Genomic DNA, 15,700 nt, shown 5'->3' with positions numbered 1-15,700 from the left:
GAGCCGTCCGGACGGGCCAGTTGTCGGTGGCGCGTCACCTCACCCTCTTTCGGGTGACATTTCGTCATGTCTCATATACGCAGCGTTACGGTATTGGTGCCGGTGAGTGACGGTCGGTCGGTGCGTGGCACCGGGCGCAGTCGGTCAGCCGGTCGTCCATCGTCGTGGCTCGCCGTAAGGAATGCCCGTGAAGCTCTCCCTGACCCGTTCCCCCCGAGCCGTCTCCGCGCGGGCCGCCTGCGCGCGAGCCGCCTTCGCTCTGACGGCGAGCGCGCTCCTCGCGACCGCGGCGGTGGCGTCCGCGGGCCCTGCCTTCCCCGAATCCGCACATCGTCCGGAAGCGCGGCAGGCCGGAGCGATCCCCGCCGCACAGTGCGGCTTCTTCCGGTACAGCGTCCGGGAGTCCCAGTTCGCCGCGTACAACCATTGCGGTCAGACGACGATCCTGGTCCATGTCGACGTCAGAGGAGGCGGCAGCGGCAACGACTACCACCTCTGCGTCGGCCCCGGCCCCACGCAGCTGCCGGGTGCCGGTCCGAACTACCTCAACGCGTACTACATCGGCGGTGCCGGATGCAGGCTCGGGGAGCGGACCGGACACACCTCCCACTGAGGCGGACCGGAGAAGGACCGGAGGCGGACGCGGCCCTGCGCCGCGGACCGCCGGGCCCGCTCAGGTCCTCCCGGGCCGGTCAGCCCAGACGCACGGGCAACGCCCCGAATCCGTACGCGATGAACGACTCCACCTGTGCGGCGGGGGCGGACCGGTCCGCGAGGCGCAGGGCGGGGAAGCGGGCGAAGAGCGCCGGCAGGGCGATCGACGCCTCCAGGCGGGCGAGGGGGGCGCCGATGCAGTAGTGCACGCCGTGGCCGAAGGAGAGATGGTCCTTGTCGATCCTGGTGGGGTCGAAGTGGTGCGCGTCCCCTCCGTGCCGGCCGGGGTCGCGGCCCGCGGCGGCGTAGGTCGCGAGGATCGCGTCACCGCGGGCGATGGTGATCCCGTCGTGGAGCTCGATGTCCTCGACGGCGTACCGCAGAGGGAGGTTGGCGATCGACGGGGCCCAGCGCAGGGTCTCCTCGACGACCTCGCTCCAGGGGATGTCACCGGCGAGCACCCTGCCGAGGTGGTCCGGGTGGGTGAGCAGGGCGTGGACGGCGTTGCCGATGAGGTTGACGGTGGTCTCGTGTCCCGCGCCGATGACGAGGAGGAGGGTGTCGATGAGTTCGTCCTCGGTGAGGCCGGAGCCCTCGTCGTCCCGGGTGGCGATCAGGACACTCGCCAGGTCGTCGCCGGGACGCTCCCGCTTGGCGGCGACCAGCCCCGCCAGCAGGGCGTGGACCTCCTGCCAGGTGGCGAGGGCCTGTTCGGGTGTCGCGGTGGTGTCCATGACCTCGCCGACGAGCCGCGCCGTGTCCGCCTGGCTCTCCGCGGGGACGCCGAAGAGCTCGCAGATGACCTCCATGGGGAGGGGGTGCGCGTAGGAGGCCCGGAGGTCCACGGGGGCACCGTCGGCCGACTCCGCCATCTCGTCGAGGAGACGGGCCGATATCGCCTCGATGCGGGGGGCGAGCGCGTCGGTGCGGCGCTTGGTGAAGGCGGGGGAGATGAGTTTGCGTAGACGCCGGTGGTTGGCGCCGTAGGCAGTGAACATATTGGTCACACCCACCCAGGAGTTGACCCAGGTCTCCCGGAATTCACCCTCGATCCAGGCGGGCCAGTGCTGGTTGGGGTCCTTGGAGACGCGGTCGTCGGCGAGCAGCTGCTTGAGGACCTGGTGCCCGGTCGGCGCCCAGGCCGTGATTCCGCCGGGCAGTTCGACCCGTGCGGCCGAGCCCTGTGCACGGAGTGCGTCCGCCTCGCCGTGGATGTCGCGGCCGGCGGGGTCGATCGCGACGGAATGCTGTCCCATGGGTAACTCCTGCGTGTGGGGGTGGGGATGGGGATGGGGATGGGGATGCGACGAGCGTAGGGGCGCGGGAGACCATGATCCAGACCTTCCGACGGCGTGGTCCGGCCTCGTCGCCAGGAACGGTCAGAGCAGCGGGGGCTCGGCCGGCCTGACGCGAGCTCCAGCGCGTGTCGGGGGAACCAAGCACCTGCGGCGGGCATGCGGGCGGGAGCGCTCCCACTAGCGTCTGGAGAGTCATGTATGCGTCAGCGGCACACGCGCTACTTCGTGGAACCGTCCGCCGAGGGGGCCTCCAGGGACACTGCCGCCCTCTCGCCGTCCGGCGGGCTGCTCAGGACCAGCACGGCGACGTCGTCGCGGCGCACTCCCCCGGAGAAGGCCTCCAGATCGTCCTGGAGGGCCTTCAGGACCTGATCCGGCTCAAGCCCCGCCCACTGGCGGAGCCGCTCGTCGAACGGGTAGAAAGCCCCCGTCACGTCGCGCGCCTCGGTCACCCCGTCGGTGAAGACCAGCAGGGCGGCGCCGGGCGGGAACCCGACCCACTCGGCGGCGCGCGCCTCTCCGCCGAGATCCGCCATCCCCAGCGGCACCGACGTCCGCTCCAGGGTGACCGCCGACACCGCCCCGTCGTGCAGCAGCAAGGGCGGCAGATGACCGCAGTTGACGACCTGCACCCGGTCGCCACCGTCGAACCCCAGCAGCAGGGCGGTGACGAAGCGCTCGGTCTCACCGGTCTCCGCGGAGAAGGTGTTGTGCCGGACGACCGCGTCCTCGACGGCACCGGCCACCGCCGCGAGCTCGGGTTCCCTCACGGCCGCTTCCCTGAACGCGCCGAGCGCGGCGAAACCGGTCCCGATGGCGGGGAGCCCCTTGCCCTGCACATCGCCGATGATCACGCGGGTCCCGTGGGGCGACTGCACGACCTCGTAGATGTCGCCCCCGACGAAGCGGTCCTCCTCGATCGGCTCGTAGAGCCCGTGGACGCAGACCTGCCGCGTGGTGACGGGGAGCGGGCGCAGGATCTGGCGCTGGAGCGCCACGGCGGCCGTGCGCAGCCTCGCCATCTCGGTGGCGTGCCGGATGCGCGCCGCGCAGGCGACGACGCCCAGCGCGCTGGCGAGGGCGGCGAAGCCGATGAGGAAGACCACGTCCCAGAAGGCGCCGGTGGAGGCGATCCGGGATCCGACCACGACCAGCGTCACCCAGACGGCCACCCCGGTCGTCTGGCGCACAGTACAGAAGACCGAGGCCAGCGCCGGCAGCACGACAAGGAGCGGGATGATCGGGAGGTCGCTGCCGGTGAGGGCGTCGAGCACGACGACCACGGCGGTCAGGAGGAGGAGCCACAGCGCGAGCGCCCAGCTCCCGATCCGGGAGGCGCCCGCGGACGCCTCCCCGGGATCCGTACCGGGCAGCGGTGCCCTGCGCGCCGCCGACGGGCGCCGGAGTCCCATGGCCACGGCACGCCTCCCGCCTGTTCGTCCTAACGCCCCACGTGTTCCAAGCTACCCGTCCCCCTGCGCCGGGTCCTGGCGTCGCCGCGCGGCTCGACGTCCGCCGGGACGAGCGCCGAGAGGAAGGAGGTCCTGCGGCGCAGGGTGAAGCCGAGGGATTCGTAGAGCCGGATGGCGGAGGTGTTCGACGCGGCGGCGTGCAGGAAGGGCGTCTCGCCCCGCTCCCGGATGCCGTGGGCCACCGCCCTGACGAGGCGCGTCGCGAGCCCCTGGCCCCGTACGGAGCTGTCGGTGCAGACGCCACTGATCTCGGTCCAGCCGGGCGGGTGGAGCCGCTCCCCCGCCATCGCGACCAGGACTCCGTCGCGGCGGACACCGAGATAGGTGCCGAGCTCCACGGTGCGCGGCAGGAAGGGGCCGGGGCGGGTGCGCCCGACCAGGTCCAGCATCTCCGGCACGTCGTCCGGGCCGAGGAGCACCGCTTCGGGGTCGGGTGCGGCGTCCACGGTGTCGTCCACCAGCTGGACGCCCTCGGCCTGGAAGACGATCTCCCAGTCGGCCGGCGGGGGCTCGCGGAAGGCGGTCAGCGTGACGGAGGAGCCGGGACCCGCGAGTGTGGCGACATCGGCCCAGTCCTGGGCTTCCGGCGCGTCCGGCAGGGCGAGCCACGGCGTGACGTCGGGGCGGTAGCGCAGGATGCGGCCGCGCCGCTCGGCGAAGTGGGCGTGCGGTCCCGTCAGCGCGGCGCGGGCGGGGTTGTCCAGCGGATGGGGCGTGCCGGTCTCCGTACCGGGGGCGGGTACCCCGGACGTGGACGGGTCCGTGGTCCGCGGCGTGGACGGATCGGTGGGCAGGGGTGTGGCCTCGGGCATGGACTCTCTCACTCCGGTTGGTTCGGCGTCCGGCGACACGGGTGGAAGGCCGTCGGCCCCGCGCCTATTCCCGGGCGGCCGGTCCGTTCACGAACGTGCAATCAGCGCGCCCGCCGACGCGCCTTCCGGCTCGTACGGCCGTCCCGCCAGGAGGCCGGGGACACCGCGGACCGTGCGGCACACCGAACAGCCGCACGGCCGGTCCGGCGAATCGTGTCCGACTGCGCGGGATACGGTCCCAACCGGCCTCGGCCTGTGGCACTCTGGACATGACCGCCCCACCGGGCTCCCCCGTACCGGTGGGGCGGTTCTGTGTGCCCCCGCAGGCGAGGCTCTCCGCCACGGCCCGGGAGACGATCACGTCTATTACCGGCCAATACCGGCATCAGTGTGGCTCAAATCCGCCCCTTCCGGCATGAGTTGCTGCCCATCGGGCAGGCGCCTACACCTCACGGCCCACAATCCGAGGAGGGTGACGGGATGACCGCGCACACTGCACAGACCGCCTGCGCGGAACGAGCAGGTGCCCCGGACGGACTTCCCTGGATCGAGGACGCCGGGCAGATCGCCCCCCAGGACGCACGGAAGCTGTCGAAGCTCTTCTTCGACGCGCTGACGGTGATCGACGAGGGCACCGCCGAGTACCAGTACGCCCGGAACACCCTCATAGAGATGAACCTGTCCCTCGTCCGGTTCGCCGCCGGACGCTTCCGCAACCGGGGCAGCGGCGACATGGAGGACATCGTCCAGGTCGGCACGATCGGCCTGATCAAGGCCATCGACCGCTTCGACCTCTCCCGTGAGGTCGAGTTCACCTCCTTCGCCGTGCCCTACATCGTCGGTGAGATCAAGCGCTTCTTCCGGGACACCACCTGGTCCGTGCACGTCCCGCGGCGGCTGCAGGAGTTGCGGGTGGACCTCGCGAAGGCGAAGGAGACGCTCGCGGCGGACCTCGACCGGGACCCCACGGTGGGAGAGCTCGCCGAGTACCTCGGTCTCGAGGAGGAGGAGATCACCGAGGGCATCGTCGCCGCCAACGGCTACACCGCGGGATCGCTCGACCTCCCGGCCGACGCGACGGAGCCGGTGGGCCGCGTGTCGGGCGGGCGCACCATGGTGGATGTGCTCGGCGAGCCCGACCCCGCGATGGAGACGGTGGAGAATCTCCATACGCTCGCCCCTCTGCTGGGCGATCTCGACGCACGGGAACGCCGCATCATCGACATGCGGTTCGGCCAGGAGATGACACAGGCTCAGATCGGTGAGGAGCTCGGCATCTCGCAGATGCATGTCTCCCGGCTCCTCAGCCGCATGCTCGGCAAGCTGCGCAGCGGGATGTTCGCACAGGACTGACGCACGACCGACGCCGGGCCGGCTCCGTGAACCACGGGGCCGGTCCGGCGCGTCTGTTGCGTCCGCATTGCAGCTTCGTGGCCACGTGCGCGAGCTGCTTCCGTCCCGGCGCGGACGGCCTCTACGGTCCGTAATCAGTACGCCGAATCTGTACGCCGCCGCGTCGCCACCGTGCTCGCGCGGACATCCCCCGAACGACCGTGCGAGGTATGACATGAGCCAGCCCGTCGACTCCGTCACCGCGGGACACACCCCTGAGGACCACGACCGGCAGGACGCCGGGGCCGCCTGGTCCTTCGAGACGAAGCAGATCCACTCCGGCGCGGCCCCCGATCCGACGACCGGTGCCCGGGCGGTGCCGATCTACCAGTCGACGTCCTTCGTCTTCAAGGACACCAAGCACGCGGCCGACCTCTTCTCGCTGGCCGAGCCCGGCAACATCTACACCCGGATCCACAACCCCACGCAGGACGTCCTGGAACAGCGGATCGCCGCGCTCGAGGGCGGCGTCGCCGCCGTCGCGCTCGCCTCCGGCCAGGCGGCCGAGACGCTCGCGCTCCTGACGCTGGCGGGCGCCGGGGACCACATCGTCTCCTCCGCCTCCCTCTACGGCGGTACGTACAACCTGTTCCGGCACACACTCCCCCGGTTCGGCATCGAGGTGTCGTTCGTCGAGGACCCCGATGACGTCGAGGCGTGGCGGGCGGCCGTCAGGCCCAACACCAAGGCCCTGTTCGCGGAGACGCTCGGCAATCCGCGTGGTGACGTCCTCGACATCCGGAGCGTGGCGGACGTCGCGCACGACGCGGGCCTTCCGCTGATCGTCGACAACACGGTGCCCACGCCCTACCTCCTGCGGCCGCTGGAGCACGGAGCGGACATCGTGATCCACTCCGCGACCAAGTTCCTCGGCGGTCACGGCACCACGATCGGCGGTGTCGTCGTGGACGGCGGCACCTTCGACTTCGGTGCGCACGCCGAGCGCTTCGCGGACTTCCACACCCCCGACCCCAGCTACCACGGCCTGCGGTACTGGCCGGACCTCGGGCACGGCGCCTTCGCCGTGAAGCTGCGGGTCCAGCTGCTGCGCGACCTCGGGCCCGCGCTGTCGCCGCACTCGGCCTTCCTGCTCCTCCAGGGCGTGGAGACGCTGAGCCTGCGCCTGGAGCGGCACACGTCCAACGCTCTGGCACTCGCCCGCTGGCTGGAGGGCCGCGACGAGGTGTCGGCGGTGCACTACGCGGGACTCGAGTCGAGCCCCTGGTACGAGGCCGGGCAGCGCTACCTGCCGCGCGGCGCCGGCGCCGTGCTCGCCTTCGAGCTCCGGGACGGGGTGGAGGCGGGCAAGCGGTTCGTGGACGCGGTCGAGCTGTTCAGCCACCTCGCCAACATCGGTGACGTACGGAGCCTGATCATCCACCCGGCGTCCACGACGCACAGCCAGCTGACCGAGGAGCAGCTCGCCGCCACGGGAGCGACCGCGGGGCTGGTACGGCTCTCGGTGGGCCTGGAGAACGTGGACGACCTGAAGGCGGATCTGGAGGCAGGTTTCCGCGCCGCGAAGGCCGCGTCCTGAACCGGGTCGCCGCACCCCCTGTTCTCCCTCTTCCGCCGGCTTCCGGAGGCCGGCGGGAGGGGGATCCGCCCGGCCGCCGTTCGTGGGTCGAGCTGGACGGACCGCTGGGGCTCGAGTCCGGTGCCACGCTGCCGGGTGTGCGGCTGGCGTACGAGACCTGGGGCCGGCCGGCGCCGGACGGCTCCAACGCGGTGCTGGTCCTGCACGCGCTGACCGGTGACAGCCACGCGGCGGGCCCCGCCGGGCCCGGGCATCCGTCGGCCGGCTGGTGGGACGCGCTGATCGGTCCTGGCCGGGCACTGGACACCGACCGCTGGTTCGTCGTCGCACCCAACGTCCTGGGCGGCTGCCAGGGCAGCACGGGTCCGTCCTCCCTGCGTCCGGACGGCTCCCACTGGGGCGGGGACTTCCCCTACCTGACGGTCCGTGACCAGGTCTCGGCCGAGGCGCTGCTGGCCGATGCCCTGGGGATCGGCCGGTGGGCGGCGGTGATCGGCGGCTCGATGGGCGGGATGCGGGCGCTCGAATGGGCGGTGAGCCGGCCCGACCGCACCGGGTCGCTGCTGGTGCTGGCCGCTCCCGCCGCGTCATCGGCCGAACAGATCGCCTGGGGCAGCACGCAGATCGCCGCGATCCGGAGCGACCCGGGGTGGCGGGGCGGCGGCTACCACGACGCCCCGCCCGGCTCGGGTCCGCACCAGGGGCTCGGGCTGGCGCGGCGGATCGCCCATGTCACGTATCGAAGCGAGCCGGAGCTGGCGGCGCGGTTCGGCCGGCGCGCGCAGCCCGGCGAACTGCCCTCGCTGGGCGGGCGCTACCAGGTGGAGTCGTACCTCGACCATCACGCGGCCAAGCTGGTACGGCGTTTCGACGCGGGCAGCTATGTGGTGCTCACCGAGGCGATGAACGCGCACGACGTGGGCCGGGGACGCGGCGGAGCCGCGCGGGCGCTGGCCCGGGCGGACATGCCGGCCCTGATCGCGGGCATCGATTCGGACCGGCTGTACCCGCCGGCGCAGCAGGCGGAGACGGCGGCGCTGCTGCCCGGCGCCGACCGGCCCCGGATCGTCGAATCCCCTTACGGGCACGACGGGTTCCTCATCGAGACCGACCAGGTGGGCTCTCTCGTACGGGAGTTGCTGCCTCCGGCGCCCCCCGCGCCTCCGGCACCCCCGGGCCCGCCGAACTGACGCGATCCCGTTCCTTGTCGCAGAACGGCAGAACCGCAGAACCGCCGAACAGCAGAACCGCAGACCTCTTCCTCTGGAGCGCCCATGAGTTCCGTACAGTCCGAAGCCTCGTACGACCGCACGCGGCTCCGCCAATGGGTCCGTGGCGGGGCGAGATCGGCGGGCATCGACCGCCGTGATCTGCTGAAGCTGGTCGCCGCGGCCTCGGTCGCGGCTCCGCTGATCCCGGCCGTCGCGGCCCCCGCCCACGCCGGGCCGTCGCTGGACGGGGTGGTGAAGCCCCTGCCGCCGGAGCTGTTCACGGTGCGCGGCACGAACGCCGAGACGAACTTCGCGGCGCTGAGGGACACCGGGCTGCTGACTCCCGTCGACCGCTTCTTCGTCCGCAACCACACCGCGACACCGGTGATCGACGCGGCGGACTGGAAGCTGACGGTCTGGGGCAGCGGACTCAGCGGCGGTCCGGTGGACTTCTCGTACGAGGCTCTGCGCGCCCTGCCGTCCGTCTCCCGCACCGCGTTCGTCGAGTGCGCGGGCAACGGCCGCAGCTTCTTCACCTCGCAGCAGGGCCAGACGGTTACCGGCACCGCGTGGACCCTGGGAGCGATCGGGACGGCACGCTGGCGCGGGGTGCGGCTCGCCGAGGTGCTGCGCCGGGCCGGGATCAGCAGGAAGGCGGTCGACGTGCTGCCGCGCGGCCTGGACGCGGAGGTCATCAGCGACGGCACGAACCTGGGCCGGGTCCGCAGGCCCCTGCCGGTGGCGAAGGCCCTGGACGACGTGCTACTCGCGTACGAGATGAACGGCGAGCCACTGCCACCGGACCACGGGGCTCCGGTGCGTCTGATCGTGCCGTCCTGGGTGGGCATAGCAAACATCAAGTGGGTGGGCGACATCGAGGTGAGCGCGGAGCCGCTGCTGAGCCCGTGGAACACGGGCCTGTACCGGCTCTTCGGCCCCGGCTACCCGCCCGAGGGCAGCGCCCCGCTGACCCGCCAGACGCTCAAGAGCGCGTTCGAGCTCGCGCAGGGCGCGTCGTTCGCAGCCCACCGCAGGCATCTGCTCACCGGCCGGTCCTGGTCGGGCGGCGCGCCGGTGCGCTCCGTCGAGGTCAGCACGGACGGCGGCACCCGGTGGCGTCCGGCACGGCTGCGCGACGAGCCCAGGGCCGGAAGCTGGGTCCGCTGGACCGCCGACTGGGTTCCGACGGCGCCCGGCCCTGGTGTGCTGCTCGCGCGTGCGACGGACCGGACGGGCCGCACGCAGCCGGCGACGACGGCGCACAACACGCAGGGCTACCTCTTCGACGCGGTGGTGAGGCACCCGGTGACCGTGGTCTGAAGAGGCGGCTACTCGGGGCGGCCCGCGTAGTACGTGGCGATCATGTCCTGGTCCCCGTGTCCGGCCGCCTCCGCCCGGGCGAACCGCTCGGCGGAGGCGGCGACCAGGTCGAGTGTCACCCCGGACGCCTCGGCCGCGTCGAGGATCAGCCGGGAGTCCTTGAGCGCGGTGGACAGCGCGAAGCTCGGGGTGAGGTCGCCGGAGAGCACCGCCGCGGACTTGCCCTGGAGGTACGGGGTGTCCAGCGGGCCGCCCTTCATCGCGTCCAGGAAGAGCTGCGGGTCGAGCCCGAGCCCCTCGGCGAGATTGAGGCATTCCGCCACGCTGTTGACCATGTTGATCACCCAGGTGTTGGCGACGAGCTTGAGCCGGGTGGCGGCTCCGGGCTCCTCCCCGACCCATACGGTGCGCTGCCCGATCGACTCCAGGACGGGCAGGACCGTCGCCCGGGCGCCGGACGGGCCGGAGACGAACACGGTGAGTGTGCCCTGCTCCGCGGGCTGCTTGGTGCCTGAGACCGGGGCGTCGAGGTAGACCAGCCCCAGTCCGGCGGCCCGGTGGACGAGGTCGGCAGTGGCGTCGAGGCCGACGGTGGCGCTCTGCAGCCACACCTGCCCCGGCCGCAGACCGGGCGTCGCGGCGGTGAGGGTCTGCGCCACGGACCGGGCGTCCGTCAGGGCGGTGAGGACGACGTCGGCTCCGCGTACGGCGTCGTCGGGCGTGTCCGTCACGGTGGCGCCCTGGGCGGCCAGCGGTTCGGCCTTGGCCCGTGTGCGGTTCCAGACCCGGACGGGGAGCCGGTCCCTGAGCAGGCTGCGGGCCATCCCGGATCCCATGATCCCGGTGCCGAGGACCGCGACGGTCGGCGTGCCGGGGGCGTCGACGGGGGATGCGGTGGTCATGGGGAGGTTCCCTTCGTCGGCGGGCGGGCCTTGGGGCCCGTACGTCTCAAGACTGCCGCAGCGCACTCTCCAGAACAGCGCGGTGCACCGCCCTGGCGAGTCGCGCGCCCCAGAGCGAACGTGGTCCGGCGAACGGTTCACCGGGCTGCTCCCCCGGGTCGGGCGCGGCGACGCACACCGCGTCCGTCGGTGTCCCGGAGCAGTCGAGTCCGGCGTCCACGAGCGCCTGGACCTTCGCCTCGGTGGCGGTGGCCACCGCGTTGACCAGGGCGGCGTCGGAGAGGGCCACGGGGAGGGTGACGACGATGTTGACGGTTCCCGGCGACAGGGGGCCGTCGGTGCCCTCCGCCGGGGCCGCGGCCCATCCCCGTACGCCGAGGCCGCTGGTGACGGTGGCGGTCACGTCGCCGTCGTCGGCGACGGTATGCGCGGTGACGTCGGCGGCTGTCATCAGTCCGGCGCCGGGGCCGTCGAGCGCCTCGGCCGCCGCGATCTCCGCGAGGTGCCGGTCGGGGTCGAGGCGGGGGTAGCCGCCGGGCACCTGGGCGTTCAGGATCCAGGCGCGCGGGCCGATGCCGCCGCCGAGCACGGCGCTGCTGCACACCCGCCAGCCGGGCCCCAGCCGCCACACCAGGTGGTGCAGCCCGAGGCCGTCCTCCTGGCGGGTCAGCAGCTCGCCGCGCTGCCGGGGCAGGCGGATGCCTACGGATGTGATGGCGTACCCCCCGGGACGAGCCTGCCGACGGTCGGCGGCCGCGCGTCGATCATACGGGCGGTGCGGGGCCGCGCCTCCGGCGCACCGGGGGCGCACACTCACCCGTATGGCGTAACGCGCACTGCGGGCCGACACCCGCGTGGAACGGGGCCACCGCCCCTCCCCGGTGTCCTGGGCCGCTCGCCGCCCGGGCCGGGCAGTTGCACCGTCCAACCGGGTGAGGCGCGATGGAATCCGGACGCGCCTTCCCTGCTGGAACCACCCGCAGGACGCGCCCGGGCGAGGAGGAATCGGCCATGGGAGCCGCTGACGGTTTCACGGATTCCGGCGAACTCGACGGTCTGACCGTCTACGACAGCGACGGAGAGAAGGTCGGCACAGTGGGGCGGGTGTACGTCGACGACGACACCGGCAAGCCCGACTGGATCACGGTCAAGACCGGCATGTTCGGCATGAAGGAGAGCTTCGTACCGCTCGCCGGAGCCCGCCGGGTGGGCTCCGACCTGCACGTCTCGCATCCGAAGGACCGCGTCAAGGACGCCCCCCGGGTGGACGCGGACGCCCACCTCTCCGTCTCCGAGGAGGAGGAGCTCTACCGGCACTACGGCATGACCAGGAAGGGCACCGGCCACGCCGGAGCGGGCGGTGACGCGCGCACGACGTCCGGGACCGGAACGGGAGCCATGGGTGCCGCGGGTGCGGCCGGGGCGGCCGGCGCCGCCGGCACCGCTCGCACGACCGGCGGCCAGGCGAAGGCCACCGGTACCACCGCCGGAACGGGCAGGCACCGCGACATGGACACGTCGTCCACGTCCCGCCCGCTCGCCGGAGCCGGAGCCGAGCGGTCCGCCGCAGGTGCCGGCGGCCGTGAGGAGATGGTCCGCTCCGAGGAGCAGCTCCAGGTCGGCACGGAGGAGTACGAGAGCGGAAAGGCACGCCTGCACAAGTACGTCGTGACCGAGAACGTCACGCGGACCGTGCCGGTGTCCCACGAGGAGGTGCGCGTGGTGCGCGAGCCTCTGCAGCCGGGCGAGAAGGTCACCGGCATGAAGGGGACCGACCTCGGCGATCAGGACGTCGAAGTCACCCTCCACGCCGAACGAGCCACCGTCCGCAAGGAGGCGGTCCCGGTGGAGCGGGTCCGTCTCGAAACCAGCAAGGTCACCGAGCAGAAGGAAGTCTCCGCCGAACTCCGCAAGGAGAAGATCGACTACGCGGACGGCAAGGACGACATGGGCAGCGGCAAGGACACGGGCGGCGAGTTCGGCCAGGGACGTCGTCGCTGACCCCCTCACACAGCGGCGAAAGGCCGCGCGACAGTAGCGAGGGGCGGACCCGGGTGGTTCACGGGCCCGCCCTCTCGTCGCACTTGTGCGGTCCGCGGACGGCCTCGCCCGGCAGGAACCGCACCGCGGGGCGCCCGTCGGGCCCTTCCGGTGTCACGACCGCGCGTACCCGGTAGACGTCGGCGATGAGTTCCTCGGTGATGACCTCCGAGGGCGTTCCGCCGGCGACCACCCGGCCCTCCTTCATGACGGTGACCCGGTCGCAGAACATGGCGGCCAGATTGAGGTCGTGCAGGGCGATCACCGCGGTGACGGGCAGCGCGGCGACCAGGGACAGCAGCTCCAGCTGGTGCTGGATGTCCAGGTGGTTGGTGGGTTCGTCGAGCAGGAGTTCACGCGGCTGCTGGGCCAGGGCGCGGGCGATCTGCACGCGCTGGCGCTCGCCGCCGGACAGGGTGTGCCAGGACTGCCCGGCGCGGTCGGCGAGCCCGGTGCGCGTGAGTGCCTCGCGTACGGCGTCGTCGTCCTCGGGGCCCGGCCCTGACCAGGCGCGCCGGTGCGGGATGCGGCCGAGTCGTACGACGTCCAGCACGCTCAGGTCGACCTGGGTGGAGGCGTGCTGGTCGACGACGGCCACCCGGCGTGCCACGGCTCGCCGGCCCGTCTCGGCGAGGGTGCGGCCGTCGAGCGTGACGACGCCCGCACCGGGGGCGAGTACGCCCGCCATCACCCGGAGCAGCGTGGTCTTGCCGGAGCCGTTCGGCCCGAGGAGCCCGACGGTGGTGCCGGGCGGCGGCGCGATGCTCACCCCGTCGAGGACGATCCTCCCGCCGGCCTCCCTGCTGACCCGCGCGGCCCGCAGGCCGTCGCCGGGGGTCTCCGTCCGGTTCACGGGCTCCTCCGCGTGCGGTGCAGGATCAGGACGAAGACGGGCACCCCGATGAGGGAGGTGACCACGCCGACCGGGACCTCCTGGGGGTCGAGGACGGTCCTGGCCAGCGTGTCGACCCAGACCAGGAACACGGCTCCGGCGAGTGCCGTCACCGGCAGCAGCCTCCGGTGCCCCGACCCGGTCAGCGCCCGGGCCGCGTGCGGCAGGACGAGGCCGACGAACCCGATGGCGCCCGCCGAGCTGACGAGGGCCGCGGTCAGCAGCGCGGTGGTGCAGAGCAGCACGATCCGGGTGCGGGCCACGTGCACCCCCAGCGCGGCGGCGGCGTCCTGGCCGAAGGCGAAGGCGTCGAGCGTACGGGCGTGACCCAGGCAGATCAGCAGGGCCACGGCGAGCACGGCGGAGCACATCCACACGTCGCTCCAGCCGACCCCGCTCAGTGAGCCGAGCAGCCAGAAGAGCACGCCCTTGGTCTGCTCGGCGTCGGCGGCGGTCATCACGACGAAGGAGGTGAGCGCGGAGAAGAGCTGCATGGCCGCGACCCCGGAGAGGACGACCCGGTCGGTGGATCCGCCGAGTGTGTGGCTGAGCAGCAGAACGAGGGCGAAGGAGAGCAGGGCCCCGGCGAAGGCGCCGCCCGAGACGGAGACCGCTCCCCCGCCGACGCCCAGGACGACGACCACGACCGCGCCGGTGGACGCCCCCGAGGAGACGCCGAGGACGAACGGGTCGGCGAGCGGGTTGCGCAGCAGCGACTGCATCACGGTGCCGCACACCGCGAGCCCGGCGCCGCACACCGCGGCGAGCAGGGTGCGGGGCATGCGCAGGTTCCAGATGATGCCGTCCCGGATCGGGCTCAGCCGCCCGTGACCGATGCCGAGGTGCGAGGCCACCGCCGACCAGACGTCCGGGACCGAGATGCGGGCGGGACCGATGGTGACGGCGACCGCGACGGACAGGAGCAGCAGGGCGATCCCTGCGCTCCACAGCAGGCCGTCACGCAGGATCCGGGCCCCTGCGGCAGCCGGGACCGCGGGCGGCTGCTCGACGCGCACTCCCGTGATGTGCACGTCCGTCGGTAGGTCCGGCAGGTGCGCGGTCCCGTGAAGGGATTTCGGTACGTCCGGTACGTGTCCGGTGTCCGTCACCCCGCGAGTCCGAACGAGCGCAGCCCGGCCGCCACCTGCTCCACGCCCTCCACGGTCCTGATGGTCGGATTCATGGCCTGGCCGCTGAGCAGGACGTACCGCTTGTGCTTGACGGCGTCCAGGTTCTTCGTGGCGGGGTTGGACTCCAGGAACTCGATCTTCTTCTGGGCGCTCTCGGCGGTCTGCGACTTACGGGTCAGGTCGCCGATGACCAGCACGTCGGGGTTGCGGTCGGCGACGGTCTCCCAGTTGATCTGGGGCCATTCCTCGTGGGTGTCGTCGAAGACGTTCTTCGCGCCGAGCTCCCCGGTGATGATGCCGGGGGCTCCGCAGCACCCCGCCAGGTAGGGGGCCTCCGCGTTGGCGAACCAGTAGAGCATCGTGGTGTCGGACGCGTCGATGCCCGCGGTCGCCTTGTCGATGCGGGTCCGGAGGCTCGTCACCAGCTTCTCGCCCCGCTCCGGGACGCCGAACACCTTCGCCAGGTCGCGCACTTCGCCGTAGACCCGGTCCATGGTCAGAGGCTCGGTGCGGGAGCCGTCGCTGCTGCCGGTGTTGTCCTTGCCCGCGCAGTCGGCGGGTGAGAGGTATGTGGGTACGCCCAGTTCCTCGAACTGGTCGCGTGACGCCACGCCGCCCTTGCCGAGGGTCGACTCGAACGAGGCGGTGACGAAGTCGGGTTCCTCGGCGAGGACCTTCTCGGAGGAGGGCTGGTTCTCGGCGAGACGGGGCACCGTGGACTCGTCCTTCTCCAGGCCCTTCATCACCGGGTCCGTCCAGGTCGCGGTGGCGGCGAGCCGGTCGGCGAGGCCCAGGGAGAGGAGGATCTCCGTCGATCCCTGGTTGAGGGAGACGGCGTGCCGCGGTGCGGCGTCGACGGTCACCGTACGGCCGCAGTTCTTCAGGGTCACCGGGAAGCCTGCGGCGGCGTCGTCCTGCGCGGTGTCGGCGGCGGGCTCGTTCCCGCCCCCGCCGCAGGCGGTCAGGAGGACGAGTCCCGCGACGAGCAGGGCAGTTCGGCGTACGGTGCTGGCTATGGGCGGCACGGAGTCCCTCGGCGT

14 protein-coding genes are annotated in these 15,700 nt (G+C 72.4%); 6 read left to right on the top strand and 8 right to left on the bottom strand.

The window, feature by feature from the left end; genetic code table 11:
• Window positions 1–187: 187 nt before the first annotated feature.
• Window positions 188–613 (top strand): DUF6355 family natural product biosynthesis protein, encoded by a 426-nt coding sequence (locus ACIRD8_RS06045; RefSeq protein ID WP_403986739.1) that lies wholly within the window; start codon window positions 188–190, stop codon window positions 611–613.
• Window positions 614–692: 79 nt separating this feature from the next.
• Here ACIRD8_RS06045 and ACIRD8_RS06040 read toward each other — a convergent pair whose 3' ends face one another.
• From ACIRD8_RS06040 to ACIRD8_RS06030, 3 genes are all read right to left on the bottom strand, one after another.
• Complete coding sequence (locus tag ACIRD8_RS06040; RefSeq protein ID WP_403986736.1) at window positions 693–1,910, bottom strand: cytochrome P450; 1,218 nt, start codon at window positions 1,908–1,910, stop codon at window positions 693–695.
• A gap of 260 nt (window positions 1,911–2,170) precedes the next feature.
• Entirely contained in the window at window positions 2,171–3,370 is a 1,200-nt protein-coding gene (locus tag ACIRD8_RS06035; protein WP_403986733.1) for a PP2C family protein-serine/threonine phosphatase, read from the bottom strand.
• Between the two features lie 23 nt (window positions 3,371–3,393).
• On the bottom strand, window positions 3,394–4,236 hold the full coding sequence (locus ACIRD8_RS06030) for a GNAT family N-acetyltransferase (RefSeq protein ID WP_403986730.1): 843 nt from the start codon (window positions 4,234–4,236) through the stop codon (window positions 3,394–3,396).
• Window positions 4,237–4,716: 480 nt separating this feature from the next.
• Between ACIRD8_RS06030 and ACIRD8_RS06025 the strand changes: the two genes are divergently transcribed.
• The 4 genes from ACIRD8_RS06025 (at window position 4,717) to ACIRD8_RS06010 (ending at window position 9,696) form a co-directional block, all read left to right on the top strand.
• Window positions 4,717–5,589, top strand: coding sequence for an RNA polymerase sigma factor SigF (locus tag ACIRD8_RS06025; RefSeq protein ID WP_403986727.1), 873 nt, complete (start codon window positions 4,717–4,719; stop codon window positions 5,587–5,589).
• Between the two features lie 214 nt (window positions 5,590–5,803).
• Window positions 5,804–7,165, top strand: a complete 1,362-nt coding sequence (locus tag ACIRD8_RS06020; protein WP_403986724.1) for a bifunctional o-acetylhomoserine/o-acetylserine sulfhydrylase — start codon at window positions 5,804–5,806, stop codon at window positions 7,163–7,165.
• Window positions 7,162–8,355: a homoserine O-acetyltransferase gene (locus tag ACIRD8_RS06015; RefSeq protein ID WP_403987286.1), complete on the top strand. Its 1,194-nt coding sequence runs from the start codon at window positions 7,162–7,164 to the stop codon at window positions 8,353–8,355. The genes ACIRD8_RS06020 and ACIRD8_RS06015 overlap by 4 nt, the downstream gene beginning before the upstream one ends.
• A gap of 84 nt (window positions 8,356–8,439) precedes the next feature.
• Window positions 8,440–9,696: a sulfite oxidase gene (locus tag ACIRD8_RS06010; RefSeq protein ID WP_403986721.1), complete on the top strand. Its 1,257-nt coding sequence runs from the start codon at window positions 8,440–8,442 to the stop codon at window positions 9,694–9,696.
• 8 nt (window positions 9,697–9,704) lie between these two features.
• Here ACIRD8_RS06010 and ACIRD8_RS06005 read toward each other — a convergent pair whose 3' ends face one another.
• Together ACIRD8_RS06005 and ACIRD8_RS06000 are read right to left on the bottom strand one after the other, a co-directional pair.
• Window positions 9,705–10,598, bottom strand: a complete 894-nt coding sequence (locus ACIRD8_RS06005) for an NAD(P)-dependent oxidoreductase (protein ID WP_403986718.1) — start codon at window positions 10,596–10,598, stop codon at window positions 9,705–9,707.
• Window positions 10,599–10,644: 46 nt separating this feature from the next.
• Window positions 10,645–11,229: an adenosylcobinamide amidohydrolase gene (locus tag ACIRD8_RS06000; protein WP_403987284.1), complete on the bottom strand. Its 585-nt coding sequence runs from the start codon at window positions 11,227–11,229 to the stop codon at window positions 10,645–10,647.
• A gap of 380 nt (window positions 11,230–11,609) precedes the next feature.
• Between ACIRD8_RS06000 and ACIRD8_RS05995 the strand changes: the two genes are divergently transcribed.
• Window positions 11,610–12,599: a PRC and DUF2382 domain-containing protein gene (locus ACIRD8_RS05995; RefSeq protein ID WP_403986715.1), complete on the top strand. Its 990-nt coding sequence runs from the start codon at window positions 11,610–11,612 to the stop codon at window positions 12,597–12,599.
• Window positions 12,600–12,657: 58 nt separating this feature from the next.
• Here ACIRD8_RS05995 and ACIRD8_RS05990 read toward each other — a convergent pair whose 3' ends face one another.
• From ACIRD8_RS05990 to ACIRD8_RS05980, 3 genes are all read right to left on the bottom strand, one after another.
• Window positions 12,658–13,491, bottom strand: coding sequence for an ABC transporter ATP-binding protein (locus ACIRD8_RS05990; RefSeq protein ID WP_403986712.1), 834 nt, complete (start codon window positions 13,489–13,491; stop codon window positions 12,658–12,660).
• Window positions 13,488–14,561, bottom strand: a complete 1,074-nt coding sequence (locus ACIRD8_RS05985; protein ID WP_403986709.1) for a FecCD family ABC transporter permease — start codon at window positions 14,559–14,561, stop codon at window positions 13,488–13,490. The genes ACIRD8_RS05990 and ACIRD8_RS05985 overlap by 4 nt, the downstream gene beginning before the upstream one ends.
• A gap of 74 nt (window positions 14,562–14,635) precedes the next feature.
• On the bottom strand, window positions 14,636–15,685 hold the full coding sequence (locus tag ACIRD8_RS05980) for an ABC transporter substrate-binding protein (protein ID WP_403986706.1): 1,050 nt from the start codon (window positions 15,683–15,685) through the stop codon (window positions 14,636–14,638).
• Between the last annotated feature and the right edge of the window lie 15 nt (window positions 15,686–15,700).

It is taken from the genome of Streptomyces sp. NPDC102451 (assembly GCF_044765485.1).
In the GTDB taxonomy this organism is placed as follows: domain Bacteria; phylum Actinomycetota; class Actinomycetes; order Streptomycetales; family Streptomycetaceae; genus Streptomyces.
Note: the sequence above shows the minus strand (reverse complement) of the source record. Positions and strands in the feature narration are given on the sequence as shown.